This is a genomic window from Bacillus sp. JJ1773, assembly GCF_036962035.1.
Classification (GTDB): Bacteria; Bacillota; Bacilli; order Bacillales; family Cytobacillaceae; genus Cytobacillus.
Genome location: NZ_JBALNX010000033.1, coordinates 100729 through 127038, shown reverse-complemented (window position 1 = coordinate 127038; position 26310 = coordinate 100729). Strand labels below are relative to the sequence as shown.

Genomic DNA, 26310 nt, shown 5'->3' with positions numbered 1-26310 from the left:
CCTTTATTCCTGTTTTTCCATCGTGTACTATCTTTTATGAAAATCGGGGTAAATTGACTATTGCAGAGAGATATGTAAAAGTAAAAAGAGATACTGAAGGAGGAACTAAACCAAAGTGATAAACATAACGATTCCAAAACCAACTGTAACCATTGCGAAACAAAAAAATCCTGAGCTCAGCCATATTTATGGGTTTACTGACTTTCATCTTATCCCTAGAGATAAGGGTGGTATTTTTATGTTTTATAATAATAAACAAGAGCTATTATTCGTTGGAAAAGCAAGGAAGTTGAGACCAAGAATTAAAAAGCATTTTGAGGATACTGTATCCCCAATCAAAATGCATAGAGATGAAGTTACAAAAATCGAAGTTTGTGTGATAGAAGATCCTGTACATAGAGAAATTTACGAAACTTATATCATTAATGAACTTAAGTCGAAGTACAATATAGACAAGGTGTTTTTTAGATAAAGCTTATTAAGAGAGAGGCAGTAGGTATAGTCAAATTAGATCATACCTATTGCCCCTTTTTTATCATTTTAAAAGGATGAGAATGGTGGTTAGTAAATATATTTATACGTATTCCTGCTATGAAGAGGAACGTTCATTATGTGATTTAGAAATGCGCACATTACTTGGAAGTGAGCCGCAAATCGGCATTGTGGAAAGCCATATAAAGATGAATCCTAGCCGAAGTCCATTTATAAAGGAAAGAATTTCTATTATGTTGGAGGCGGACAGCCTTGATCATCTTCTCGAACAAGTTTCAGCCTTACAAGTAACGGGTGAAACGTTTAAAGTCTTATATGTAAAAAATGGCTCTACTTCAAAGATAGAAAAGGTAGGGTTTGAAAATCGGCGTACTATTGAGAAGAAAATTGGACTACATATAAATGGAGTGGCTGATCTCCATCACCCAAAGCGATTGTTTGGCGTCATAGTGGTAAACGGCAGATGGGTATTCGGAGATTATGTTGAAGGTGAGCCTGTTTGGTTTCGGCATCAACAGAAGCCGCATAGTTACTCCACGGCGCTTAATACACGTGTAGCAAGAGCCATTGTCAATATTGCCATTCCTGATCCAAATGGAATCAAGGCCATTGACCCTTGCTGCGGAATTGGGACCGTACTAGTGGAGGCTCTATCAATGGGGATTGATATAGTGGGGAGTGACAGGAATCCACTTGTTCTTGGCGGAGCCAGGGAGAATATTGCCCATTTTGGACTTTCTGGAGAAGTGAAATTAGCCGATATCCGTGACATCACGAATCAATATGACGTAGCGATTATTGATTTACCGTATAATTTGTGTTCAGTCATCACTCAAGAAGAGAAGACTGAAATGCTTCAAAGTGCTCGTAGATTTGCTAGAAAGGTCGTAGTTGTAACCGTTGAACCGATCGATGGAATTCTTGTCAACACAGGGTTTGTTATGATTGACCGGGCTGTCGTTAAGAAAGGATCATTTACCCGCGAAGTGATTGTATGTAAGTAAATTAATGTGATTTCCTTGTCTTACCTATAATAGGAAAAAATAATTGCTTTAGCGATTCTTAAAAATGAACACTAAGGAGATTATGATGATGAAAGTGGGATTTGTTGGAACAGGGAATATGGCAAGTGCCATCATTAAAGGGATGATTAATAAAGAACATACAAAAGCGAATGATATTTTTGTATTCGATGTAGATATTGAAAAGATGAATCAGTTTGTTAGAGAAACTGAAACGAACACATGTGAATCTTGTGAAGAATTAGTAGAATGTGCGGATATATTGGTTTTAGCGGTCAAACCGAATCAATTTGAGGCCGTTTTAACGCCATTGAAAGAATGTATTAAAGCAAAGAATCCACTGATTGTTTCCATTGCAGCAGGTACTTCGATTGAAAAGATCCATAAGCTTACAGAGGCAGGAAGTGAACTCGCAATTATTAGAGTCATGCCGAACGTAAATGCCATGATTGGTGAAGGGGCTGCAGCTGTTTGCGGAAATAAAGCTGCTAGTCAGGAACAAGTGGACTTTGTTCTAGACATGTTTAATGCAATTGGCATGGCAATTGAATTACCTGAACATCACTTTAGTACCTTTACGGCCATTGCTGGAAGCTCACCTGCTTATGCGTATTTATTTATTGATTCTTTGGCCCGTGGTGCTGTGAAAAATGGATTGCCGAAAGATTTAGCCAATAAAATTGCCGCACAGGCTGTTTTAGGAAGCGCAAAGATGATTCTTGAAAGTGATGAGGATCCATGGGTGCACATTAATCGAGTCTGCTCTCCCGGCGGGACAACGGTAGCCGGATTAGTGGCGTTAGAGGATCAAGCTTTCATCTCAACGGTGATCAAGGGTGTGGATGCAACGATAAAAAGAGATGAAGAATTAATGAAAAAATAATTGTCGTATTAACACTTTAATTAGCAGTAAACATAGCATGCGCTCAGAGGATTATTATGGCTTTGAGCGTATGAGTGGCCAATAACGGGGCCACAGTCCACTCAAAAATTTAACGGACTCTCCTTCCGCTATATACTAAAACTCTCCCTACTTCCAAGTGCTAATGGCCACCAGTTCCGTTAATAGCTACCTCCATAAGAAAAGACTCATAACCAAGAATCAATATCATAAGGTGTGTCTAGTGTAAGAACAGCGGGACAAAAGGGACGATTAACCTGTCCCATAAATACCACGGCAAAAAGTGAAACTTTATTGAAAAGTGCACAGTATAATGTAGTATTGGTTTCCACAAATGGCTATTAAGGGAGGAGCGAAACAAGATGAGTATGATCACAAGGTTTAAGGATATTATGGCAAGCAATATTCATGCATTGCTGGATAAAGCAGAGAATCCGGAGAAAATGATTGATCAATATTTAAGAAATCTTAATAAGGATTTAGGGAAGGTGAAATCGGAAACGGCCTCGGTGATGGCTGAGGAGTATCGGTCAAAAAGGGTATTACATGAGGGCCAAGAGGATTTGGAGAAGATGGAACGCTATGCGATAAAAGCACTAGAAGCAGGGAATGAGGGGGATGCGAGAAGGTTTCTAGAGAAGAAGGCGGAATTGACAGCGAGATTATCTGAGTTGCAAACCGCATATCAGTTGGCTTCAGAGAACTCTCAGCAAATGAAGCAAATGCATGATAAGCTTGTCGCGGATATTGGAGAGCTGGAATCTCGAAGGAATATGCTGAAGGCGAAATGGTCAGTGGCAAAGACCCAGGAACGAATGAATAAGCTTGGAGCATCAGCTGACCAATCAGGACAGTCGATCTCGGCATTTGAGCGAATGGAGGAAAAGGTCAATCGCGCACTAGATGAAGCGAATGCCATGGCTGAACTAAATGCGGGCCCGAAGGACGATATTGCTGACCTAGCAGCTAAATATGATGAAAAGGGCCGTGACAGTGACAGTGACATTGATCGTGAGCTTGCAGCATTAAAAGAGAGGATGAAGAAATAAGGTTGTGGGGCGGGAAACCTGTCTAAAAAATTTGTTCTCATTGCCCGGAAGAGCCCCTTTTTTGCCTTTCGCGGTAAAAGCGTCGCAAGTTCATTGCCCGTAAGAGCATCTTTTAGCCTTTCGCGGTAAAAGAACCACATGTTCATTACCCGGAAGAGCCCCTTTATGCCTTTCGCGGTAAAAGAGCCGCAAGTTCATTACCCGTAAGAGCATCTTTATGCCTTTCGCGGGAAAAGACTCGCATCTGCATGACCCAAAAGAGCACAATTTTAATTTTCGCAGTAAATGAAAACATCTTCCTTGTCCATAAGTTCCTCCTTTTTCCTTTTTGAGTATATAGGAGTAGGACAAGGAACCTGAGTATAAAAGAGGTGAGGAGAGCGTGATTTTTCACTATAAATGCCCGAGCTGTGGGAGTGATATGAGCTTTGATGCTGACTCAGGCGAGTTATCCTGTCAGAGCTGCGGAAGACAAGAGAGTATCGAAAATTATCCAGAAGAGTTGAGGAGAGCCACGTTTTCAGAGGATGAGACCAATGAATATCAATGTGATAATTGTGGGGCTGTTTTAATTACAACAGCTGAGACCGCTGCTACAAGCTGCAGTTTTTGCGGGGCTGGTGTGGTCATTGCGAATCGGCTGTCAGGTCATCTTGCCCCTACCAAGGTGATTCCTTTTACAATTAGTAAGGAAGAGGCAACGGAGGCTTTTAAAAAATGGTGCAGAAAAGGGCTTCTTACGCCGAAGGGTTTCATGATTGCAGACCGAATTAAGAGTATAACAGGCATGTATGTGCCTTTTTGGTTATTCGATCTGAATAGCAAGGTGCAGGTTAATGCCACTTGCACGAAGGTCAGAACCTATACAAAAGGGGAGTATATTTATACGGAAACGAATTATTATGACGTTTTCCGTGATATAAACCTTGATTACGTCAAAATTCCAGTGGATGCATCGGAAAAAATGCATGATGACTTAATGGATAAATTGGAGCCATACCCGTATGATCAACTAAAGGATTTTAAAACACCTTATTTGGCTGGATTTATTGCGGAAAAATATAACTATACGGATGACGAACTGTTTCCAAGGGCGAAAGATAAAATAAACGACTATATTGAGTCCTATATTCGTTCAACATTTTTGGGCTATCAATCAGTCAATTATAAGAATAAGCAAATTGATACGAGAAATGTAAGCAGCTATTATGTTTTACTGCCTGTGTGGATGGTCAGCTATGATTTCAATCAAGCCGAGCATGTTTTTGCGATGAATGGGCAAACAGGGAAAGTGGTTGGCAAACCGCCAATTAGTTCGGGCAAAGTGGCTATGTGGTTTAGCGGGATTGCAGCCGGAACCTTTATCGCCCTTAAATGTACCTCCTATTTGATGGGAGGTGGCTTTTGGTGAGCGGAAGTTATGTAAACAAACGATGCCTCTTTTTCCTTTTCGCCGTATTCCTGCTACTGTTGCCGTGGGGGCTACCGGCCAAAGCAGATTCGCTTAATCAGACGAAGTATATTTATGATTATGCTCAGCTGCTAACGGATGACGAAGTGGCTGAATTAGAATCTTTAGCTAGGGAGCTGGGAGAGGAAAGAAATACGGCGTTTCTGGTCATTACGGCAAATGGTACGGAAGGGAAGGACATCGTTCCCTATGTAGAGGATTTCTATGATGAGCAGGCTCCAGGCTATGACCAGCCGCATGGAAATACGGCGATATTAACGATTGATATGCAAGAAAGAGATGTGTATTTAGCTGGATTTAAAAAGGCGGAGCAGTATTTGGATAGCGGGCGGCTTGATATGATTCGAAATAAAATTACCCCAGAATTATCGGAAGGTCAATATTATCAAGCCTTTTCTGCGTTTATTTACACGGCCCATCATTACATGGGATATGAGCCAGGTGTGAATCCGGAAAACCTGCTTTTTAAATGGTGGTTTCAATTAGCGGCAGCCTTATTGACAGCCGGCATCATTGTGACGATTATGGGCTATCGCTCTGGCGGCAGGGTCACAGTAAATGCCAGGACCTATATGGATAGTGCCCAATCTGGAGTGCTTAACCAATACGATCATTTTGTGAGAAAAACCGTGACGAAGCATAAGAAGCCATCCTCCAATTCAAGCGGCGGTGGAGGCGGTGGCGGAATCAGCAGAGGAGGTCACTCGCATAGCGGAAGCAGAGGCAAGTTTTAACTTTATTCAGTAGGTTTTCTATACTTGGAAGGATGAATGCAAGTAACTTTAACTATTCATTTAGAAGGGTAAATCCGGCTGAATAAAGTTAAAGCCTCCGGCGGATGCTCAGATTTTATCGAGCCAGCTCGATAAAATCTGAGCGCAAATACGCCAAGGCGTATTTGATAGAAGGGAGCAAATAATCGATGTCTTTTTTTAGAAACCAATTTGCAAATGTAGTGGAATGGCAAGAATTTAGAGATGATATGATTTTTTATAAATGGAGCAATCGGGAGATTAAAAAGGGGAGCAAATTGATTATTCGCCCTGGTCAGGATGCGATCTTCTTTAATAATGGGAAAATCGAAGGGGTATTTCGTGATGAAGGGGAGTATGATATCGAATCGCAAATTATTCCCTTTTTATCGACATTAAAGGGGTTCAGGTTTGGGTTTAATAGTGGCATGCGTGTCGAAGTGCTGTTTGTGAACACGAAGGAGTTTATTGAAAAGTGGGGAACGAAAAATGCGATTAATATCCCAACGCTAGGACTACCGGGCGGCATGCCGATTCGTGCGAACGGTACATTTCATTTTAAAGTAAATGATTATGTAGCCTTAATTGACCAAATAGCTGGAGTTCGCGAGCAATATGTCGTAGAGGATGTCAAAATACGGATTACTTCGATCCTTGATCAGCTCCTGATGAAATGGATTTCAAGGGAAGGGAAGGATATGTACAATCTCCAATCTAACTCCTTTGAAATTTCTAAAGGGATTCAGGAAGATTTAGATATGCAGATGATCAAAAGCGGCATCACGATCACAGGATTTAATGTCATGAGCTTCAGCTATCCAAAAGAGATTCAAGATATGATTACGAAGAATGCTTCACATGGAATGGTCGGTAATGTTGATCGGTACCAGCAGATTTCCATTACGGATGGCATGGCTTCAGGAAAAATGAGCGGAGGGGGAGCCGCATCCGATGTGGCTGGGATGATGATGGGGATGAATATCGCGGGCAAAATGCTGAATCAAATGAATCAGCAGAGTCAAGGTCAGCCTGCCACCTCTCAAAATGCACAATCACCTTCACAACCGAATGCTGGCGAGCAAAAAAGACCTAATTTCTGCCCTAATTGTGGGACAAAAACAGGTGAAGGCAATTTCTGCTCGAACTGTGGGCATAAACTTGTTTAACGTAGCCGGAGCGTCTTAGCATCAGACATTTTAACAGCCACTTTGGGAAGGGATCCTCCCTGTCCCTTCCTTTTTTTACTAGGTTAGAATTGGGCAATTAAGAGGTCATTTACTTTTCTTTGACTATCATTTTTAGAAACTCTTTCAATGCAAATGAATGGTAGGCTCCTTTTTTTGTAATAATTCCAAGCTTCCACAAAAGGGTGGAGTTTTCGAGAGGGATAATTTTGACATTCTGATTAGATTGTTTGTTAAATATCGATTTAGGCAAGAGTGTAATCCCAAGATTCGATGAGACAAGTTCGATAATGAGATCCCATTGTGAGCTTTGGTAGGAAATAGCGGGGGTAAACCCTGCTTTTTTGCATGCATCTTTTACATAGTCATGTAAGGTAAAGTCTTCTGAAAAAATGATAAACCTTTCATCCTTTAATTCATGTAAGGCTACTGATTTTCTGCTCGCAAGCTTATGATCCTCCTGGATATACAAGACAAATTCATCTTGTATGAAGGGGTAAATGTTAAATTTTTCCTCATTGGCTGGCAATACAACAATTCCAAGATCTATTTCTCCATTTTCAATTAATGATCCAATAAGCTTGGCGCCGTGTTCGATTAATTCAAGCGAGACCTTTGGATATTGCTTGTTAAAATCGCTGGCGATTTTGGGGAAAAATAAGGTCCCAATTAGCGGAGGAATGCCGATTTTAATTTCACCTGAAGTAATCTCCCGTAGTTCATCTAAATGGACATTTAATTCGTTTAAGGTAGCGAGAACCTTTTGACCGTGTTGAAAAACAATTTTTCCTGCATCGGTGAGGTGTAAATGTCTAGTTGAACGATCAAATAGTGTAACTTGCAGCTCTTCCTCTAATTTTTTGACTGCTTTACTTAAGGAAGGCTGTGTTAAGTAAGAATGGGCAGCCGCTTTCGTAAAGCTTTTATGCACAGCTACTTCAATAAAAGACTTTAAGTCTTGCAGTTCCATAGTTGCCTCCTATTTATTCCGATTGTTCATAATTTATATTCGATTTATTCATTTTACTTATAGAAATGATGGCTGTAAAGTATTAATTATATAGGTAATTTGTGAATTTTCAAAATAGTTAACAGTGAGTTAATTGCCTTTTGGCATTGGTGCTGGCGCGGCTAGAAACCTAGCGAAGATAGGTAAGGTTCGTCTCGGATTAGCCCGGTCAAGGAGCAATAGCCATTATTGAAAAACTTAAAGGGGATGTGAAGCAATGAAAACCATTCTTACATCATTTACTGAAGCTGTAAAGGACATTAAAGATGGTGCAACCATAATGGTTGGGGGCTTTGGATTAGTAGGGATTCCAGAGAATTTAATTCTGGCATTAGTGCAAACAGGAGTAAAGGATCTTACAGTTATCTCCAATAACTGCGGCGTTGATGATTGGGGTCTTGGTTTACTTTTGAAAAATAAACAGATCAAAAAGATGGTTGGTTCATACGTCGGGGAGAACAAGGAATTCGAACGGCAGGTGCTTTCCGGTGAAATTGAGGTAGAGCTTGTCCCACAAGGAACACTGGCTGAACGGATTCGAGCAGGCGGAGCAGGAATACCAGCTTTCTATACTCCGGCCGGGGTAGGAACACCGATTGCAGAAGGAAAAGAGGTCCGCGAATTTGACGGGAAAGCTTACCTGCTTGAAAGAGGGATGACAGCAGACTTTTCCTTAGTTCGGGCTTCCATCGGGGATAAAATGGGCAATCTCGTGTATAACAAAACGGCAAGAAATTTCAATCCGATGATTGCTGCTGCTGGAAAAGTAACAATCGCTGAAGTGGAGAAATTAGTTGAAGTTGGGGAACTGGATCCCGATCAAATTCACACACCTAGTATTTATGTTCAAACATTAATTGTTGGGAATCAAGAGAAAAAGATTGAGAGACTAACAGTTCAATAATAGAAGAAAGGAGTGAAGATTATGTCCAAAACATCAACGAGGGAAAAAATTGCGAGACGTGCTGAAAAAGAAATTGAAAGCGGTTTCTACGTGAATTTAGGAATTGGAATTCCAACAATGGTTGCCAATTATATCCCAGAAGGGAAGCAGGTCGTTTTACAATCGGAAAATGGGCTGCTAGGCATTGGGCCTTATCCAACGAAAGATCAGGTTGATCCTGATTTAATCAATGCCGGAAAAGAAACCGTTACGGCCATTAAAGGAGCTTCATACTTCACTAGCGCAGAATCATTTGCGATGATTCGCGGAGGCCACATTGATATTGCCATTCTTGGCGGAATGGAGGTTTCTGTGAAGGGTGACCTTGCCAACTGGATGATCCCTGGGAAAATGATTAAAGGGATGGGCGGCGCAATGGATCTCGTGCATGGTGCCAAAAAAATTATCGTCATTATGGATCATGTGAATAAAGATGGGCAACCAAAGATTTTAAATGAGTGTTCCTTACCGTTAACAGGTATGGGCGTTGTAAACCGTATTATTACGGATCGTGCTGTGATTGATGTAACTGAAAATGGCTTGAAATTAGTAGAAGTAGCAAAGGGCTATACGATTGATGATATTATCGCCGTAACAGAGCCAAAGCTTGAAATAGCTGATGATGTGAAGCTTGATGCATTTTAATGATTTGTAAAAAGGTGAAAGGGAAAAACCCTTTCACCTTTCAGTTTTTGAGCTGCCGGGAATGTCTTGTTTTTTTCCATAAATAGAGCTTCGCGCAACCTGTAGGAAGCAAAATAACGGAATTACCCCCTATCACTTGCAAGATAAGGAATGAAATCAACATTGAGATCCTCGTTTAAAGCTGCCATATCTTTTTTCCCTCATTCTAATTTTTAGATAAATTAATTATACTTGTTAGAGAAAGGTTTTTGAGATAAGGGGGAGAACAATGAAATTAGAATACTTAAATAGCGGGAGAATGGGAGATTTCATTTCTTATTGTAAGAAACATAAAATGGAGATTGATGATTCATATCTATATGATGAAGATTTAGCAAGTTTTGAAGTAAATGATGAAAATCCTACTTACATCATTTCAGATCAAACAGGTGAGATAGTAGCGGCTGCTTCTCTTATTATAGATGATTATTATAGAAGAGGAAGGAAGGCTCGATTTAGAATTTTCCATTCGGAAATAGCGGATAGTGAATGTTACAGTTTGCTCATGCAGGCGATTAAAAAACATACAGAAGGATTAGATCAAGTCTTTGTATTTATCCCTTTGGAAAATGAGCCATTAATGAAGTCTATAGCTGGATTAGATTTTACAGTAGAAAGATATTCTTACTTGCTTGTCAGAGGAGATTTAGAGATTCCCCCTTTCGCTTTGCCAATCAATTATGAAATAAAATCGTTTAGACCGGGCATTGATGAAGAAGTGTGGTGTGAAGTCCGAAATGCGGGGTTTGCTAAACTTCAGGGGAGTGAAACGCCCGTCACACCAGAAATGGTTACAAAAATGATTTCAGCCAGTGATTACTTAGAAGATGGAATGAAAATATTGTATCATGGGGAAAAACCTATAGGTGTTGCCAGGGGATCTAAGGATGAGTATGAAGATTCTCCGATTATGAATATTGGACCACTTGCCATCCTGCCAGATTATCAAGGACAAGGACTTGGCAGAAGTCTTTTAAGAGCGGCGCTGGATTTTGCTAAAAAGAAATCCTATAATAGGACGGTCCTATGCGTCAATGCTGAAAATGAACGGGCAAAAGCTTTATATGTTCAAGAGGGATTTGAACAGGTTCATGCGGTTGCATGTTATAAGTATAATTTGTTATAAATAACATAATACAATTGGGACCAAGTTCCATTATAAACTGAAGGGATGATATGTAGATGGTTACACAAGTCGGTCAAATTATGTTATACGTTAATAATCAAGAGGAATCAGTGAAATTTTGGACAGAAAAGGTCGGATTTATCGTAGTTTCTGATCAAGATAATGGCCAGGGATTGAGATGGATTGAAATTGCTCCGTCACAGGGAGCGGAAACAAGTATTGTTCTTCACAATAAGGAGTTAATAGCCAAAATGCAGCCGGAATTAAATCTTGGCACTCCATCGTTAATGTTCTTCACGGAAAACCTGGATCAATTGTATAAAGATCTTTCTGATAAACATGTCACGGTAGGAGAAATTGTAAACATGCCTTCAGGCAGAGTATTTAACTTTACTGATGATGAGAAAAATTACTTTGCCATCATGGAAAAAAAGTGACCGCTATTGAACTGCACCTCCAATTTTAGATATCGTGTCTAAAATTGGGGGTGCAGTTCTTTCATATATGGTCACTTTTTTTATTAAGAATAGAAACTGGCCGCAGTAACTAGAAAAAATCATTGAGCTCAGAATCTGAATAGATCGATATTAGTACAACTGCTTTTCCATCTCCAATATTTTTCACAAAATGTGGGCAGCTGGCATTCCAACTGAAGGAGTCTCCCTCTTCTGCGATGATGGAGTCCTCGCCCTGCTCGGCAAGAACCTTACCCTCCAGTACTAAATGACTTTCCTCCCCTTCATGGGCATTTGCTTCCCCCATCGAAGCTCCAGGGGGAAATTCCACCAGCATCATTCTTAGACCGCCTTTGGATGTCACATGCTCTATTTTCAGATTGTTATAAGTAGAGTACATTCTTTCATTTTTCCTTACTACTCTCATATGCTGCTGTTTTTCTAGTAATAAGTAAGGTAAAGGTACCCCAAGAAAGCCTGCAATAGTTTGCAAAGTGCTTATGGATGGAGATGTATTATTATTTTCCACGTTGCTAATAAATCCTTTAGATAGTCCAGTGCCCTCACACATTTGAGCTATGGTAATTTTTTTTCTATTACGTATGGCACGTATCTTTGATCCAATTTCCAAATGAACCACCCTCTAATGTTTCCTAATAAAAAACATAATTCTATCTTAGCAAAAAAAATATTGACAATCTACTATAGGTATTGTTATCTTATAGACAATTAATATTCATATGGGAATACAAAAGTTTGCTTATTATTATTTTTTTAACTTTTAGTATTCTTATATGAATCTAATTTATCTATTTAGAAACAATAGCGATTTAAAACAAATTGTTGATTAGGTCTGATCAATAGAGGAAAGCTACTAGCAAATAAAAATAAATAGAATGGATGATGAAAAATGAATTCACCGATGGTTTATGAGCTTCGTCGACCGAAAGAGGTTGCTCCTAATAAAACTTATCCTGCCCTTTTTGTGATGCATGGAATCGGAAGCAACGAGCAAAACATGCTGTCATTGGTAAATGGGTTAGAAGAGGAGTTTTTTATTTTTAGTATTCGGGGTCATTTGGAGCATCCGCCTGGATTTGCTTTCTTTACGATTCAAGGCTATGGAAGACCGCATAGAGAGGTATTTGATCAAGCGATTACTAACCTGACAAGTTTTATTGAGTATGCGTCTGATCAGTATCCTTTAGATTCAAGCCAGCTTTACTTAATGGGCTTTAGCCAGGGAGCAATCCTTTCGATGACACTCGGTTTGACATTAGGGGAGAGAATTAAGGGGATTATTGCCTTAAGCGGATATATTCCCGGATTCATCAAAGAGGAATATGACGTAAAACCAGTGCATAATATGTCCCTTTTTATTTCTCATGGAGAAATGGATCAAGTACTGCCATATGAGTGGGGAGTCGCAAATAAAGAGTATTTTCAAGCATTAGGTGCAAGTGTCACGTTTAAAACGTATCAAGAAGGACATACCGTATCTTTGCAAAACTTTCAGGATTACATGAAGTGGCTGCAGGATTCATTAAAGAAATAACAGATTACTCACAAAGGAGATGATATTATGCTTCCATCATATTTTATTGCTCATGGAGCGCCATTAATAGCCATTGAGACAAATGAATATACGCAGTTTTTAAATGAATTAGGCAGCACATGGCCAAGACCAAAGGCGATTATTTTATTTTCAGCTCATTGGGAGTCAAGTGCTCAAAATGTGAGCAATGTCGATCAATATAGCACAATCTATGATTTTGGCGGATTTTCTGAAGAATTGTTTCGCATTCAATATCCGGCAAAGGGAGATCAGGAGATTGCGAAGGAAATTCAAGAGTTATTTGAGAAACAGGGGATCTCTTATGAAGTTGATGCCAAGCGCGGTTTAGATCACGGAGCATGGGTAGTTCTGAGGTTACTGTACCCAAATGCCGACATTCCTGTCATCTCGATGTCCGTTAATCCGCGGCTTTCACCAGAGGAGCAGTATAAGATTGGGAAATCCTTAGCGGAGTTAAGGAAGAAGGATGTTTTAATCATCGGCAGTGGGGGAACGGTTCATAATCTAAGAGCGCTGAATTGGGCAGATAATGGAGAAGTAGATGATTGGGCATTAAATTTTGACGAGTGGCTGGCAAGTCATTTGAAAAATTGGGACCTAGCATCACTTTACAAGTATCAGTCATTAGCACCTGCCGCTAGTTTAGCAGTTCCGCCATATGGCAACGAGCATTTTGTGCCGATCTTCTACGCAATGGGTGCGGCAGATGATCAGCAAACAGCAAAACTATTACACCGCAGCTACCGATATGGAAATCTTAGTCATAGTGTTTGGCAATTTGGCTGAGATATATTTACGAAAAAAGTCAGCATGATGCGATAGATAAATTGATGGCCAAATGGCAGGTTATGAATTAGATTTAGCTTTCTTAGCGATGGCTGTGTTCCTTGCAATCAACGGCAGTAAAATGTTTGCACTTGATCAATTGATGTTAATAGGTCAGAAAATAATAGTCAAAATAGCAAAGCCGCTTAATAATGGACGGCGTTACTTCAAATGGAGGTAATACCGTCTTTTTTAATAGAAGGAGGAAGCCAGATGCCGATTATTCAAATTACCCTGCTCGAGGGAAGAGAACCAGAAGCAGTTGAACAATGCATTCGCGATGTAGCCCATACGGTTCATGAATCACTTGGTGCCCCTTTATCAACCATTCGTGTTTACGTAAACGAAGTTCCTAAAAATTATTATGCAGTCGGAGATCAATTAAAAAGCGAGATGTAGAATTGGGATAGGAGGATTCTTTTGATTAATTACAAACAGCTGGCTGAAATGCTAGTAAAAGCTGAAGAAGGCAATTATGCAATTCCCTGTATTACCTCTCAACTCCCTGAATTTAATTTATCTATGGGCTATCTTGTTCAAGACGAGCTAATTCAAATAAAGAAGAATCAGGGAAGTACCTTTTTTGCTTATAAAATGGGTATAACCAGTGAAGCAAAGATGAAGCAAATGAATATAGACCAGCCGATCTATGGGGCTGTGTTTGACTATATGAGGGTACATGAAAAGGGGGAAATCTTTATAGAGGAATTCATTCATCCGAAAGTGGAGGCGGAAATTGCTTTTATACTTGGTGAAGATATTGAAGGGCCGGGGGTTACAGGGGCGGAAGTGATGGCCAAAACGAAGGGAATTCAGCCTGCTTTTGAGATCATTGATAGCCGGTATGAAAATTTTAAGTTTAAGCTGCCTGATGTAGTTGCAGATAATACATCTGCCTCTAGGGTTGTTATGGGAAATAAAGTTTTCAATCCTAAACAATTCGATCTTGAAAAGATTGGGGTAACACTATCTATAAATGGGGAGATAAAAGCTAGCGGGACAAGTGCGGACGTTTTAGGCAATCCCGCCAACTCTGTTGCGATATTAGCCAATATGCTATTTTGCCAAGGAAAGGGCAAAATCCCGAAAGGCTCTATCATCTTCACTGGAGGAATCACAGAGGCGATCTTGTTAACGAAAGGCGATCATGTGACTTCAAAATTTGAGGGAATGGGTGAAATATCACTTTATATTCGTTAATCATGATTAAAGGCCAGGCTTTAGCCAAAATTAATGGAAAAAACTAGATGCCGTAAACTGCTTGGCATCTAGTTTTATTTTAATTAGTCTTATTTAGAATAGTTATCAAAATATCCCTGGATAAAGATAATCGGTGTTCCTTTATCTCCGCTTCCTGAAGTTAAATCGGATAGAGAGCCAATCAGGTCAGTTAATTTTCTAGGAGTCGTTCCTTGTGATTCCATTGATCCTACAAGGTCAGATTCTTTATTAGTAATAAATTCGGAGATCGCCTTTTTCAGCTCTTCCCCTTTTAAATCAGCAAAGTTGTTATCAGCAAGATATTTCAGCTTTATTTCATTAGGAGTTCCATCAAGACCGGATGTGTAAGCAGGTGATACAACTGGATCCGCAAGCTCCCAAATTTTTCCGACAGGATCCTTAAAGGCGCCGTCTCCGTATACCATCACTTCAACGACTTTTCCAGTCTTTTCTTTAAGCATTTGCTGAATATGATCAACGATCGGCTGGCAATTGCGCGGGAATAGCTTCACGCTGTCTTCTGTTGCTTTATTAGATCCAAGGAGACCGTAATCTTCATTACAGCCGCTTCCATCAATAGAAGTTGATAAGATATTATCAAGACTATAAATTTTTTCGCCGCCATTGGCTTTTAAGATTCTCTTTGTTCTAAATCTTGTATGGATATCACAAGTAAGAACATTCTTTGTATATTCTAAAATGGTTTTTGGGTTATTAGAGAAGATGACTTCACATTCAACACCGTATTCTTCTACTAATGATTTATAGTAATCAATATAATCAACACCGGTAAAAGTATGTTTGTTATAGCCAAAAAGGTCACGGAATTGGTTCTCAGTTAAGACATCTGTCCAAGGATTCACACCCTTTTCATCAAGTAAATCGATATCTACTAGATGATTTCCTACTTCATCAGACGGATAGCTGAGCATTAATACAATTTTCTTTGCTGCCCCCTTTGCAATACCGCGAAGACAGATCGCAAAGCGATTGCGGCTTAAGATAGGGAAAATGACCCCAATTGTTTCATCACCAAATTTTGAACGAACATCTTGAGCAATATGATCGACTGTCGCATAGTTTCCTTGTGCACGGGCAACAATGGATTCTGTTACTGTTACAATATCTTTATCTTGAATGCTAAAGCCTTCAACTTCTGCAGCCTTTAGCACACTATCTACAACAATTTCTTCAATATTGTCCCCTTGATTGATGATGGGGCAACGAAGGCCTCTAACAACAGTTCCAACTACTCTTTCCAATATAATCGCTCCCTTATGACTGTTAGGCTTAATTTCCATAATATCCACTTGTACTATACACCTCTTTAATGGTATAAGTAAAATTAATATATCTAATAGTGGATATAAGGAGTGGTTATGTGGTAAGTAAATTAGATTTATATAAGGTTTTTTGTAAAGTTGGAAATTGCAAAAGTTTTTCTAAGGCGGCGAAAGAGCTTTACATGACACAGCCTGCCGTTAGTCAAAGCATCATGCAATTAGAAAAAGAATTGGATACACGCCTTTTCAATCGGACTCCTAAAGGGGTTACCTTCACTGATGAGGGCAAACTATTATTTGAATATATTCATTCAGCCATTAATTTAATAGATGTAGGAGAGGAAAAAATACTAGAATTTAAGAATTTAACTACGGGAGAATTAAAGATTGGTGTTGGGGACACGATCTCCAGATATTTCTTACTTCCATATTTAGAGGCTTTTCACAATAATTATCCTAATATTAAATTTAAGATTGTGAATGGGACGACATTAGAAATTTGCTCTTTGCTGAAATCGGGAGAGGTCGATGTGGCTGTTTGTAATTTCCCGATTGATGACCCTGCGTTAGAGTTAAGGCCATGCCTTGAAGTCCACGATATCTTTGTATGCGGAGAAAAATATAAGGGCCTATTATCTGAAGCCGTTAGTATCCAGAAATTAGTCAAGCTGCCTTTAATTTTTCTAGATAATTCAAATTCCAGAAACTATGTTGAGGATTATTTACTATCCAAAGGAATACAAATATCCCCTGAATTCGAATTAGGCTCACATGATCTGCTTTTGGAATTTGCAAAAATAAATTTAGGGATTGCCTGTGTCACGAAGGAATTTTCACTAAGTTATTTAAATAAAGGATTATTGTATGAAATCCAGCTTATAGAGGAAATACCAAAACGCGATATAGGTGTCTGTTTTCTAAAAAGTGTTCCGCTATCGCCAGCTTCTACTAAATTTGTGGATATTATTGAAAATAAAAAAGACGGAAAGAAAATACCATATTCTTTAAACACCTCTAAAAAATAAGAGGTGTATTTTTTTGGTTGCTCGCAAACAAAATAAACTAAATATTACAAAATCTATTTAATTATTTTGAAAATGGCTACATATGATTAGGAGTAAGGTTTGATTTTCTCATTAAGGAATAAAAAATTTGGAGGGGGATTCATGAGAAAGATTCTTTCAATTATGTCCATACTTCTACTACTATTTGTAGCTGCATGTTCAAGTGATTCTGCTACAAAAAAGCCAGAGGAAGAAAAACCGAATGAAGAAAAGCCAGAGAAAACGTGGGAACCAGAAAAGGCAATTGAAATCGTTGCACCTGCTGGTCCTGGAGGCGGTTGGGATACAACTGCGCGTATGGCAGCAAAAGTCTTTGAAGAAGAGAAGATTATCGAGCAAAGCTTAGGAGTAGTAAACAAACCTGGAGGTGGAGGAGCAATTGCTTGGGCGTACATTCATAGCAAAAAGGATAGCCCATATAACTTGTTCGTTACTTCGCCGCCTATGCTTTTAGTTCCGCTTAACGGACAATCTGAGTTTGATTTCGAGGATTTCACACCAATTTCTAACCTGATTGCAGATTATGCAGCGATTGCCGTTAAGGCAGATGCAAAATGGAATAATTTAAATGAATTATTTGAGGACATGAAAAAGGATCCATCTAGCATTTCGATTGTTGGAGCATCTTCTCCAGGAAGCATGGACCACATTCAATTCATTAAAGTAGCAAAGGCTGCTGGAGTAGACATTAAGAAAATAAAATATGTATCAGATCAAGATGGTGGTGCACTTACTCAATTGTTAAATGGCAGTGTACAAGTTTTTTCAACAGGTGTAGCTGAAACGGTAGAGCAAGTAAAGGCAGGGAAAATTAAGGTATTAGGTGTGACCTCAGAAGAACGTCTATCTGGTGAAGTATTAAAAGACTTCCCAACAGTAAAAGAGCAAGGAATTGATGCTACGTTCATTAACTGGAGAGGTTTCTTTGGGCCGCCGGAGATGGATCAAGCGGCACTAGACTATTATGAGAAGAAATTTAAGGAGTTAAGTGATTCTGCAGGCTGGGCGAAAATACGCGAGCAATATGGATGGTCTGAAATGTATATGAACAACAAAGAATATGTTGAATTTTTGACAAAAGAAAAAGTAGCCATGAAAGAGCTATTAGATGAATTAGGCATAGGAAAATAAGGAATGCAATAGGGAGCCAATGGATCAATTCATTGGCTCCTTTCCAAAAGGTGGTGCAAGCGTGTTAAATACATTAAATAAAAAACTATCCGTTTTTTTAGCATTGATATCCATTGGCTATTTAGTGTTAAGCTTTCGTTTACCAGCTTTTCCTTATGTTCCGGTAGACTCCGATGCAGTTCCGATTACACTTGGATTTATTCTTTTGTTTTTATCAATCTTACTTTATTTCAATAAAGATGAACAAAAAGACGAAGGCAGAAAAATTCCAAAAGGGGAAGGGAAGGTTATTTTAACTGTTCTTGGTTTTGTACTGCTCTATATTTTCTTTCTTGAAATACTAGGGTTTATCATTACAACTTCCTTATTTCTTTTCCTTAATTCTCGATTTCTTGGATATAAAAAGTGGCTTTCAAATGTCATTGTATCTCTATCAATCCCTCTTTTTATCTATCTTTTATTTAATTCATTCTTACAAATTAGTTTACCAAAAGGCATTTTACCTTTTTAGGGAGGAGGGTTACATTGGATATTTTTGAAGGAATCATAACTGGCTTTAAAGTAGCGTTAAGCCTGAATGGCCTCTTATTTGTATTTATTGGTGCAGTAATCGGAACACTTATTGGGATGATTCCTGGGTTAGGTCCAATAACAGCCATTGCTGTTATGATCCCGATTACGTATGGAATGGATCCTGCAATGGCCTTATTGTTAATGGCAGGAGTTTATTATGGCGCTGCTTACGGTGGTGCAGCTTCTTCTATCTTACTGAATGCACCTGGAGAATCAATGTCTGTTCCAACTACCTTCGATGGATATCCAATGGCAAAACAGGGGAAAGCGGGTAAGGCATTGGCCATTGCCGCAATCGCTTCCTTTGTAGGAGGTACAGTAAGTGTTGTTCTTTTAACACTTTTTGCACCGGTTCTTGCAAATCTTGCCATATCATTTGGTCCTGCTGAATATTTTGCACTGATGTTAATGGGTTTAATGACTGTATCAAGTTTCTCAGAAGGTTCAACAGTAAAAGCTTTAATATCAGCCACAATTGGGTTTATGATTTCCACGATAGGAATAGATGGACAAACAGGCACTGTGAGATATACCTTTGGCATTACAAATTTATTAGAAGGAATTGACTTTCTAGTTATAGCCCTTGGTTTGTTTGCATTAGCAGAGGTTAGCTCATTAATATTGGAACGGAAAGAAAAAAGTATCTTCAGCAATAAACTAGGAAGCTTACATTTAACAAAACAAGATTACAAGGAAATGGCTGGACCAATGGGTAGGCAATCCGTTTTAGGCTTTTTGATTGGCGTTCTTCCTGGTGCAGGCGGAACTATTGCTTCCTTTTTAGCATACATTTCGGAGAAGAAGTTATCGAAAAAACCAGAGGAGTTTGGAAAAGGTTCGATTGCCGGTTTAGCCGGACCAGAGGCTGCAAATAATGGAGCTTCTAGTGGTGCCTTTGTTCCTTTATTAAGCTTAGGAATCCCAGGTTCAGGAACAACAGCGGTTATGTTAGGGGCATTAATTGTGTTAGGGGTCCAACCGGGCCCATTACTAATGAATGATCACCCCGATGTGTTTTGGGGAGTGATTGCGAGTATGTATATCGGGAATATTATTCTGCTAATATTGAACCTTCCATTAATACCATATATATCGAAAATATTAAAAATACCACGCCCGCTACTGATTTCACTCGTCATCGTATTTTGTTTAATCGGTGTTTTTGGAATAAGCTATAGTACATTTGATTTATATTTGTTGGTGTTATTTGGAATTATCGGGTTCTTTATGGCAAGCTTGAAATTTCCAGCAGCCCCTATGCTATTAGCCTTTATATTAGGCGGAATGATGGAACAGTCTTTACGTCAATCTTTGACTATATCAAACGGGAGCTTACTGATTTTTGCAGAAAGGCCAATTGCTTGCACATTACTAGTCATTGCATTCCTTTCCTTTATTGTACCGATCTTTAGGAATAGGAAAAAGAAAAAAAGAGCTGATGATTCAATGGACCAACAGCTATAACTCTATATAACACCTAACTAGTATTGATAAGGAAGAAAGGGTGATTAGTTTCATGCAAAAGTTAGAATCAACAAAAGCTCTTCAAGTAGATGAAGTATTAGAAACCATTGCAGAATATGTCTTAAATAAACAAATAACAAGTGAGGCTGCATTTGAAACAGCAAGATATGTACTCATGGATACGTTAGGCTGCGGATTTTTGGCAATGAGATACCCGGAATGCACAAAACATCTTGGCCCAATTGTCCCTGGAACGGTCGTACCAAATGGAAGCAGAGTACCAGGGACACAATTTGAATTAGATCCGGTACAAGCAGCTTTTAATATTGGCTGTGCAATTCGTTGGCTTGATTATAATGATACATGGCTAGCAGCCGAATGGGGACATCCTTCCGATAACTTAGGTGGCATACTTGCTGTTGCTGATTATGTAAGCCGGAAACGGATTTCTGAAGGAAGTGACCCACTCACAATGGACAGTGTACTTGAAGCAATTGTCAAAGCGCATGAAATTCAAGGAGTACTAGCCTTAACAAATAGCTTGAATCGTCAAGGTCTAGATCATGTTCTATTTGTTAAGATTGCAACAACCGCTGTGGTAACAGCTATGCTTGGGGGAACAAAAGAACAAATAATCAATGCCTTATCGAATGCATGGATTGATAATTCTAGCTTGAGAACATACCGTCATTTTCCGAATACAGGCTCACGGAAGTCTTGGGCAGCAGGAGATGCAACAAGCCGCGGTGTTCGGCTGGCGATGATGGCTATGAAAGGTGAAATGGGCTATCGAACAGCATTAACGGCTCCGAATTGGGGATTTCAAGATGTCCTTTTTGCTGGAAAGGAACTTACGTTAAGTAGACCGTTAGACACTTATGTGATTGAAAACATCTTATTTAAGATTTCGTTTCCTGCAGAATTTCATGGTCAAACAGCTGCGGAATGCGCGGTTGAACTACACCCGCAAATCGTGAATCGTTTAGATGAAATTGATAAAATCGTTATAACGTCACATGAGTCAGCGATAAGAATTATTGATAAAACAGGTCCGCTTCATAATCCTGCAGACAGAGATCATTGTCTGCAATATATAGCGGCAATTGGACTCCTATTTGGAACAATAAATTCAGATCACTATGAAGAGGAAGCTTCACAGGATCCGAGAATTGATCGCCTCCGTGAAAAAATGGAGGTTATTGAAAGTAAACTGTACAGTGAGGATTATCTAGATCCAAATAAGCGATCAATCGCCAATGCGATTCAAATATTTTTCAAGGATGGTACGTCAACTGAAAAGATTATCAGGGAATATCCAATTGGGCACCGCTTCCGCAGAGATGAGGGAATACCATTATTATTTAAAAAATTCAGCAGTAATTTAGAAACGCGCTTCCCTCAAAACCAAGTAGGTGAAATCTTTCAATTATGTACAGACCACAATGAATTATGTAAAACAAACGTCAATGATTTCATGGCGAAACTAGTAATCTAGGGGGGAATCCATATGCCTTGGATTGTTGATAAAGAACTAAGTCAAGAAGAGTTGGCCAAACTGTTTCGTGAAAAAATGTTACATTCTACTATTTTACAGATACCAGGCGTGCATGATGGAATGACCGCTCTTGTTGCAAAAAAAGCTGGATTCGAGGCACTGTATTTATCAGGTGCTGCCTATACAGCTAGTCGCGGGCTTCCAGATTTAGGTATTGTTACTTCAGAAGAAATGGCTGCACGTGCTAAGGACCTCATTCGTGCTGCAAATTTACCGGTACTCGTAGATATCGACACAGGTTTTGGCGGGATTCTCAATACAGCAAGAACAGCAAGAGAAATGGTGGACGTAAAGGTGGCTGCCGTCCAAATAGAAGATCAGGACCTGCCAAAGAAATGCGGTCATCTTAATGGAAAAAAGTTAATTAGTGTTGAAGACATGATGCAAAAGATCAAGGTTATTAAAGAAGTAGCTCCTTCATTACTTGTTGTTGCAAGAACGGACGCAGTCGCTGTTGAAGGAATCGATCAGGCAATTGAACGGGCAAATAAGTATGTAGAAGCTGGAGCGGATGCTATTTTTCCAGAAGCACTCACGAATGAAGAGGAGTTTCTGCAGGTGAAGAATGGAATAAAGGCGCCGCTGTTAGCCAACATGACAGAATTCGGAAAAACGCCTTATTTTCATGCTAACGAATTTGAATCATTTGGTTACAGCATGGTTATTTACCCAGTCACATCACTTCGAACTGCTGCAAAAGCAATAGAAGATGTTTTTACTGAAATTCGCAACAATGGTACACAAAAGAATTACCTAAATAAAATGCAAACAAGAAAAGAACTTTATGAAACAATCAGTTACTATGAATTCGAAAAACTAGACTCAAAAATTGCAAAAACTGTATTAACGGAAACATGAATGAGGGACATTTGGACGGGAGCTGTGCCCCAATTCAAACGAAGGCGGGACAATAAACCTGACCTCTTGTCCCTTTGAAAGTGGGTAAGTCATATTGATTGATTTACGGAGTGATACGTTAACAAAGCCTACCGGGGCAATGAGAAGGGCAATGTATGAAGCGATAGTAGGCGATGACGGAAGAAGCAATCAAGACGGAAAAGGAGAAGACCCGACCGTCAATACCCTTGAAGACTTAGCAGCAAACATAACAGGGAAAGAAGACGCCATGTTTTGTAACAGTGGCTCAATCGGAAACATAATCGCTATGATGACTCACTGTATCAGAGGGGATATTGTAGCAATAGAGGAGAACAGCCATATATACAAAAGTGAAAGATCACCTTTCATGAAGAACTACTTTGGTTTACAACCAGTCTCTTATGAAACAGATGAGTTTGGGATTCCAAAAATAGAAAACCTCAAATCTATTTTTTTACAAGGAGAGACAAAGCTTTTATGCTTGGAGAATTCAAACAATTTCAAAGGCGGTACGTGTATGTCTGCTCAGGAGACAGAAGTGATCTGTAAACTGGCAAAAGAATGCAAGATTCCTGTTCATTTAGATGGAGCGAGAATATTTAATGCAGCTGCCTATTATAATCTATCAGTTAAAGAGCTAGTAGCCCCGGTTGATTCCATTATGTTTTGTGTTTCCAAAGGATTAAGCGCGCCGATCGGTTCCCTGCTTTGTGGAAGTAAAGAATTTATACAGCAGGCAAGAACAACGAGAAAGCTGCTTGGAGGAGGCATGCGACAATCTGGTATTGTTGCAGCCGCAGGAATTCTTGGGATAACGGAGGAATCCCAAAGGTTAAAAGAGGATCATGAACATGCCTATTTACTCGCAAGCAAAATTGCGGAGAATAAAAATATTAAATTAAACCTCGGAATGGTTCAAACGAATATTGTAGTCGTTGATGTTTCGCCTAGTGGATATTCAGCAGGAAAATTTGAATCGGATCTTATGGAGCGTGGGTTAAAGGTTAAAAGCATGTCAGACAAATATGTTAGAATGACAACATACCGCGGTATAAGTAAAGATGATATAGAAAAAGCGGCAGAGATTTTTAATGGGTACTGTAATGAATTGTAAGGGACAATGGGACAGGAACCGTGCCAATTAAGGAACGCGAGGACAAACTACTTCCAATCAATAACGAAGGCGGGACCATGAACCTGTCCCTCTGACCCACATAATTAGTAGTTGAATGTTTCAGAAGAATCTGATAAGATAGTATCAATTTCAAAGGCTATGTGTAACTGGCGAAAACGGATAACCGTGGGGGAGCACATAGTATCGATTAGCCGTTCGCCTGGGCAGAGGTAAGGGAGTTTTTTCCCTTACCTCTTTGTGTATATACAGGAGGGATGGCTCAGAAAATTAATGGTTGATAAAGCTTTTAATTTCTATTATTGTAGAGATACAGATTTTTCCCAATATTTGAAGATTTTTAAAAAGTGAATAGGAAGAAAGCTATGATTGTTATGGGTCACACTATAGCAGGAGCAGCTTCTGGAGAGACTGCAGGTTGACTGCAGCGCCGAAGGGTTCAAAATCTCAGGCAAAAGGACAGAAGAATAACGAATGTATTGTGGTATTTGTTATTTTTTGATGTCTGAAGAGATTGGAGAACACCAGTCTCTTTTTTATTTTATTAGATTCCAAGGTTATAAATATACGATAAAGAGGAGAAGTGAAGATGAGCACAACAGTGGTAAATAAAGCAAAGACAATCAAAACATTAAATAACATCGCAGAAAGCGGACTAAAAGTTTTTAATAATCATTATACAATTGACAATGATAGTGAGAACCCTGATGCAATTGTTGTTCGCAGCTTTAATATGCATTCAATGGAATTCGGCAAACAATTAAAGGCTATTGCGCGAGCAGGAGCGGGCGTGAATAACATTCCAGTCGATAAGTGCACGGAGCAAGGGATTGTTGTATTTAATACCCCAGGTGCTAATGCCAACGCGGTGAAAGAATTGGTGCTGACTTCATTAATGGCTGCATCTCGTAATCTTTTTGCCGGTGTGAGCTGGGTTAAGACGTTAGCAGGCGAAGGAGAACAAATTCCAAAGCTTGTGGAAGCGGGCAAGAAGCAATTTGTTGGGAAGGAAATTAAGGGGAAAACTCTAGGCGTCATTGGGTTGGGAGCGATCGGCGCACTTGTGGCGAATGATGCGATTGAGTTAGACATGGATGTCATTGGGTTTGACCCATTTATCTCTGTTGATATTGCCTGGAAGTTATCCCGCAAAGTACAGCGGGCGATGACCATTGAACAGCTTTTTGCTGAATCCGATTATATTACCGTCCATGTTCCATTAACGGAAGATACAAGAGAAATGTTCAACGAAGCGACCTTTAGCTTAATGAAGGACGATGTTTATATTTTGAACTTTTCTCGAGGTGAATTAGTGAATGAAAAGGATATGGCAGCTGCCCTTGAAAGCGGAAAAGTAGGAAAGTATATGACAGATTTCCCAAATGAAAATGTAATGAAAATGAAAAACGTGATTCCAACCCCTCATCTTGGTGCTTCTACAGTTGAATCCGAGGAGAATTGCGCGATTATGGCATCCCGCCAGCTAAAGGAGTTTCTAGAGACAGGGAATGTTAGAAACTCAGTGAATTTCCCAAATGCTGCTCTTCCTTATACAGGAAAGCAGCGTGTGACAGCTTTTCATCAAAACATTCCAAACATGGTCGGAAAGATTACATCTGCTATATCCAACTATCATTTAAACATCGCCGACATGGTGAATAGAAGCCGTGGCGATTATGCTTATACCATTATTGATATTGATAATAATGTAGATAATGAAATTATGTTGAGTTTGGAAGAGATCATTAGCCAAATCGATGGAATTGTGACCGTTCGGATGATTTAATTGACAAAGACTAGCCCTCTTAAGGTGGGGGCTGGTCTTTTTTTGCCAGAAAGAGTTCATGAAGCTCGTTTTAGCAGGTTAAGATGGAAAACGGAAATCCATGAAGGGTTCATGAGGCTTGTTTTAGCAGGTTAAGATGACGGAAGCCATGAAGGGTTCATGAGGCTTGTTTTAGTAGTTTAAGATGGAAAACGGTAGTCATGAAGGGTTCATGGTATTTAAGGTCGGTGATAATAACATACTAAGACCAGCATTTATGAAGTTTAGTGGAAACTTTACTGATTATCCAATATACTTGTAGGCGATGAAACCAAGAGAGTATTTAGACTAATAATGAAGGGGGAAATAGCCAGTGTCGAAATTGCCTAATTGTCCAAAATGTAATTCAGAATATACATATGAAGATGGAAATCTGTTTATTTGTCCGGAATGTGCCCATGAATGGAATCTGGAATCGGAGGCACAAAATGATGACGTAAAGGTTTATAAAGATGCAAATGGAAATATCCTAAACGATGGGGATACGGTTACAGTCATTAAAGACCTTAAGGTGAAAGGAAGTTCATCTGTTATCAAGGTTGGAACGAAGGTTAAAGGAATCCGTCTTGTGGATGGCGACCATGATATTGATTGCAAAATTGAAGGATTTGGAGCCATGAAATTAAAATCTGAATTTGTTAAAAAGGTATAAGAAAGACAGGTTACTAACATCGTATGTGTAAGATGTTCTTAT

General features: G+C 39.4%; 28 protein-coding genes and 2 riboswitches. Of the genes, 25 read left to right on the top strand and 3 right to left on the bottom strand.

Annotated elements, in window-relative coordinates:
• Positions 1-115 precede the first annotated feature (115 nt).
• The 7 genes from V7127_RS09195 (at position 116) to V7127_RS09165 (ending at position 6853) form a co-directional block, all read left to right on the top strand.
• Positions 116-472: a nucleotide excision repair endonuclease gene (locus tag V7127_RS09195; RefSeq protein WP_335485140.1), complete on the top strand. Its 357-nt coding sequence runs from the start codon at positions 116-118 to the stop codon at positions 470-472.
• A gap of 82 nt (positions 473-554) precedes the next feature.
• Positions 555-1496 carry a TRM11 family SAM-dependent methyltransferase gene (locus V7127_RS09190; RefSeq protein ID WP_335485137.1) on the top strand — a complete coding sequence of 314 codons (942 nt, stop codon included), beginning with the start codon at positions 555-557 and terminating at the stop codon, positions 1494-1496.
• Between the two features lie 64 nt (positions 1497-1560).
• Positions 1561-2397 (top strand): pyrroline-5-carboxylate reductase, encoded by an 837-nt coding sequence (gene proC, locus V7127_RS09185; RefSeq protein ID WP_335485134.1) that lies wholly within the window; start codon positions 1561-1563, stop codon positions 2395-2397.
• A gap of 380 nt (positions 2398-2777) precedes the next feature.
• Positions 2778-3464: a PspA/IM30 family protein gene (locus V7127_RS09180; RefSeq protein ID WP_335485131.1), complete on the top strand. Its 687-nt coding sequence runs from the start codon at positions 2778-2780 to the stop codon at positions 3462-3464.
• Positions 3465-3846: 382 nt separating this feature from the next.
• A complete protein-coding gene (locus V7127_RS09175) occupies positions 3847-4875 on the top strand; it encodes a TFIIB-type zinc ribbon-containing protein (protein ID WP_335347834.1) in 1029 nt (342 codons plus the stop codon).
• The gene (locus V7127_RS09170; RefSeq protein WP_335353209.1) at positions 4872-5669 is read left to right on the top strand and encodes a TPM domain-containing protein; all 798 of its coding nucleotides are present in this window, start codon (positions 4872-4874) and stop codon (positions 5667-5669) included. The genes V7127_RS09175 and V7127_RS09170 overlap by 4 nt, the downstream gene beginning before the upstream one ends.
• 188 nt (positions 5670-5857) lie before the next feature.
• Positions 5858-6853, top strand: coding sequence for an SPFH domain-containing protein (locus tag V7127_RS09165; RefSeq protein WP_335485129.1), 996 nt, complete (start codon positions 5858-5860; stop codon positions 6851-6853).
• A gap of 109 nt (positions 6854-6962) precedes the next feature.
• Here V7127_RS09165 and V7127_RS09160 read toward each other — a convergent pair whose 3' ends face one another.
• Positions 6963-7841 carry a LysR family transcriptional regulator gene (locus V7127_RS09160; RefSeq protein WP_335485126.1) on the bottom strand — a complete coding sequence of 293 codons (879 nt, stop codon included), beginning with the start codon at positions 7839-7841 and terminating at the stop codon, positions 6963-6965.
• A gap of 256 nt (positions 7842-8097) precedes the next feature.
• Here V7127_RS09160 and V7127_RS09155 point away from each other — a divergent pair, with 256 nt between their 5' ends.
• The 4 genes from V7127_RS09155 (at position 8098) to V7127_RS09140 (ending at position 11070) form a co-directional block, all read left to right on the top strand.
• Positions 8098-8784 carry a CoA transferase subunit A gene (locus V7127_RS09155; RefSeq protein WP_335485124.1) on the top strand — a complete coding sequence of 229 codons (687 nt, stop codon included), beginning with the start codon at positions 8098-8100 and terminating at the stop codon, positions 8782-8784.
• 21 nt (positions 8785-8805) lie between these two features.
• Positions 8806-9468 (top strand): CoA transferase subunit B, encoded by a 663-nt coding sequence (locus tag V7127_RS09150; protein ID WP_335485122.1) that lies wholly within the window; start codon positions 8806-8808, stop codon positions 9466-9468.
• A gap of 268 nt (positions 9469-9736) precedes the next feature.
• Positions 9737-10633 carry a GNAT family N-acetyltransferase gene (locus V7127_RS09145; protein ID WP_335485119.1) on the top strand — a complete coding sequence of 299 codons (897 nt, stop codon included), beginning with the start codon at positions 9737-9739 and terminating at the stop codon, positions 10631-10633.
• A 56-nt stretch (positions 10634-10689) separates the two neighbouring features.
• Positions 10690-11070 carry a VOC family protein gene (locus V7127_RS09140; protein ID WP_335485116.1) on the top strand — a complete coding sequence of 127 codons (381 nt, stop codon included), beginning with the start codon at positions 10690-10692 and terminating at the stop codon, positions 11068-11070.
• Positions 11071-11179: 109 nt separating this feature from the next.
• On the opposite strand, the gene V7127_RS09135 is transcribed toward V7127_RS09140, so the two are convergent.
• Positions 11180-11719: a helix-turn-helix domain-containing protein gene (locus V7127_RS09135; protein WP_335347318.1), complete on the bottom strand. Its 540-nt coding sequence runs from the start codon at positions 11717-11719 to the stop codon at positions 11180-11182.
• Positions 11720-11998: 279 nt separating this feature from the next.
• Between V7127_RS09135 and V7127_RS09130 the strand changes: the two genes are divergently transcribed.
• Genes V7127_RS09130 through V7127_RS09110 form a run of 5 tightly spaced genes read left to right on the top strand, consistent with a single transcriptional unit; the run spans position 11999 to position 14689 of the window.
• Positions 11999-12643 (top strand): alpha/beta hydrolase, encoded by a 645-nt coding sequence (locus tag V7127_RS09130; protein WP_335485114.1) that lies wholly within the window; start codon positions 11999-12001, stop codon positions 12641-12643.
• A 27-nt stretch (positions 12644-12670) separates the two neighbouring features.
• Positions 12671-13450, top strand: coding sequence for a DODA-type extradiol aromatic ring-opening family dioxygenase (locus tag V7127_RS09125; RefSeq protein ID WP_335485111.1), 780 nt, complete (start codon positions 12671-12673; stop codon positions 13448-13450).
• Positions 13451-13502: 52 nt separating this feature from the next.
• The gene (locus V7127_RS09120) at positions 13503-13670 is read left to right on the top strand and encodes a hypothetical protein (protein ID WP_335485108.1); all 168 of its coding nucleotides are present in this window, start codon (positions 13503-13505) and stop codon (positions 13668-13670) included.
• Between the two features lie 32 nt (positions 13671-13702).
• Positions 13703-13888 (top strand): 2-hydroxymuconate tautomerase, encoded by a 186-nt coding sequence (locus tag V7127_RS09115; protein ID WP_335485105.1) that lies wholly within the window; start codon positions 13703-13705, stop codon positions 13886-13888.
• Positions 13889-13936: 48 nt separating this feature from the next.
• Positions 13937-14689 (top strand): 2-keto-4-pentenoate hydratase, encoded by a 753-nt coding sequence (locus V7127_RS09110; protein WP_438823989.1) that lies wholly within the window; start codon positions 13937-13939, stop codon positions 14687-14689.
• An 89-nt stretch (positions 14690-14778) separates the two neighbouring features.
• Here the strand turns inward: V7127_RS09110 and V7127_RS09105 are convergent, their stop codons facing one another.
• A complete protein-coding gene (locus V7127_RS09105; protein WP_335485188.1) occupies positions 14779-15972 on the bottom strand; it encodes a coenzyme F420-0:L-glutamate ligase in 1194 nt (397 codons plus the stop codon).
• A gap of 119 nt (positions 15973-16091) precedes the next feature.
• Between V7127_RS09105 and V7127_RS09100 the strand changes: the two genes are divergently transcribed.
• The 9 genes from V7127_RS09100 (at position 16092) to V7127_RS09060 (ending at position 26268) form a co-directional block, all read left to right on the top strand.
• Positions 16092-17018 carry a LysR family transcriptional regulator gene (locus tag V7127_RS09100; protein ID WP_335485102.1) on the top strand — a complete coding sequence of 309 codons (927 nt, stop codon included), beginning with the start codon at positions 16092-16094 and terminating at the stop codon, positions 17016-17018.
• A 141-nt stretch (positions 17019-17159) separates the two neighbouring features.
• Positions 17160-18188 (top strand): tripartite tricarboxylate transporter substrate binding protein, encoded by a 1029-nt coding sequence (locus tag V7127_RS09095; RefSeq protein ID WP_335485099.1) that lies wholly within the window; start codon positions 17160-17162, stop codon positions 18186-18188.
• A gap of 19 nt (positions 18189-18207) precedes the next feature.
• Positions 18208-18699 carry a tripartite tricarboxylate transporter TctB family protein gene (locus tag V7127_RS09090; RefSeq protein ID WP_335485096.1) on the top strand — a complete coding sequence of 164 codons (492 nt, stop codon included), beginning with the start codon at positions 18208-18210 and terminating at the stop codon, positions 18697-18699.
• Positions 18700-18713: 14 nt separating this feature from the next.
• Positions 18714-20225: a tripartite tricarboxylate transporter permease gene (locus tag V7127_RS09085; RefSeq protein ID WP_335485093.1), complete on the top strand. Its 1512-nt coding sequence runs from the start codon at positions 18714-18716 to the stop codon at positions 20223-20225.
• 52 nt (positions 20226-20277) lie between these two features.
• The gene (locus V7127_RS09080; RefSeq protein ID WP_335485090.1) at positions 20278-21720 is read left to right on the top strand and encodes a bifunctional 2-methylcitrate dehydratase/aconitate hydratase; all 1443 of its coding nucleotides are present in this window, start codon (positions 20278-20280) and stop codon (positions 21718-21720) included.
• A 12-nt stretch (positions 21721-21732) separates the two neighbouring features.
• Positions 21733-22638, top strand: a complete 906-nt coding sequence (gene prpB / locus V7127_RS09075; RefSeq protein ID WP_335485087.1) for a methylisocitrate lyase — start codon at positions 21733-21735, stop codon at positions 22636-22638.
• 94 nt (positions 22639-22732) lie between these two features.
• Positions 22733-23773, top strand: coding sequence for a GntG family PLP-dependent aldolase (locus V7127_RS09070; protein ID WP_335485085.1), 1041 nt, complete (start codon positions 22733-22735; stop codon positions 23771-23773).
• A 153-nt stretch (positions 23774-23926) separates the two neighbouring features.
• Positions 23927-24006: riboswitch (ZMP/ZTP riboswitch) on the top strand.
• 177 nt (positions 24007-24183) lie between these two features.
• Positions 24184-24264: riboswitch (glycine riboswitch) on the top strand.
• Between the two features lie 116 nt (positions 24265-24380).
• Positions 24381-25577 carry a phosphoglycerate dehydrogenase gene (locus V7127_RS09065; protein ID WP_335485082.1) on the top strand — a complete coding sequence of 399 codons (1197 nt, stop codon included), beginning with the start codon at positions 24381-24383 and terminating at the stop codon, positions 25575-25577.
• Between the two features lie 352 nt (positions 25578-25929).
• On the top strand, positions 25930-26268 hold the full coding sequence (locus V7127_RS09060; RefSeq protein ID WP_066296368.1) for a zinc ribbon domain-containing protein YjdM: 339 nt from the start codon (positions 25930-25932) through the stop codon (positions 26266-26268).
• The last annotated feature ends 42 nt before the right edge of the window (positions 26269-26310 follow it).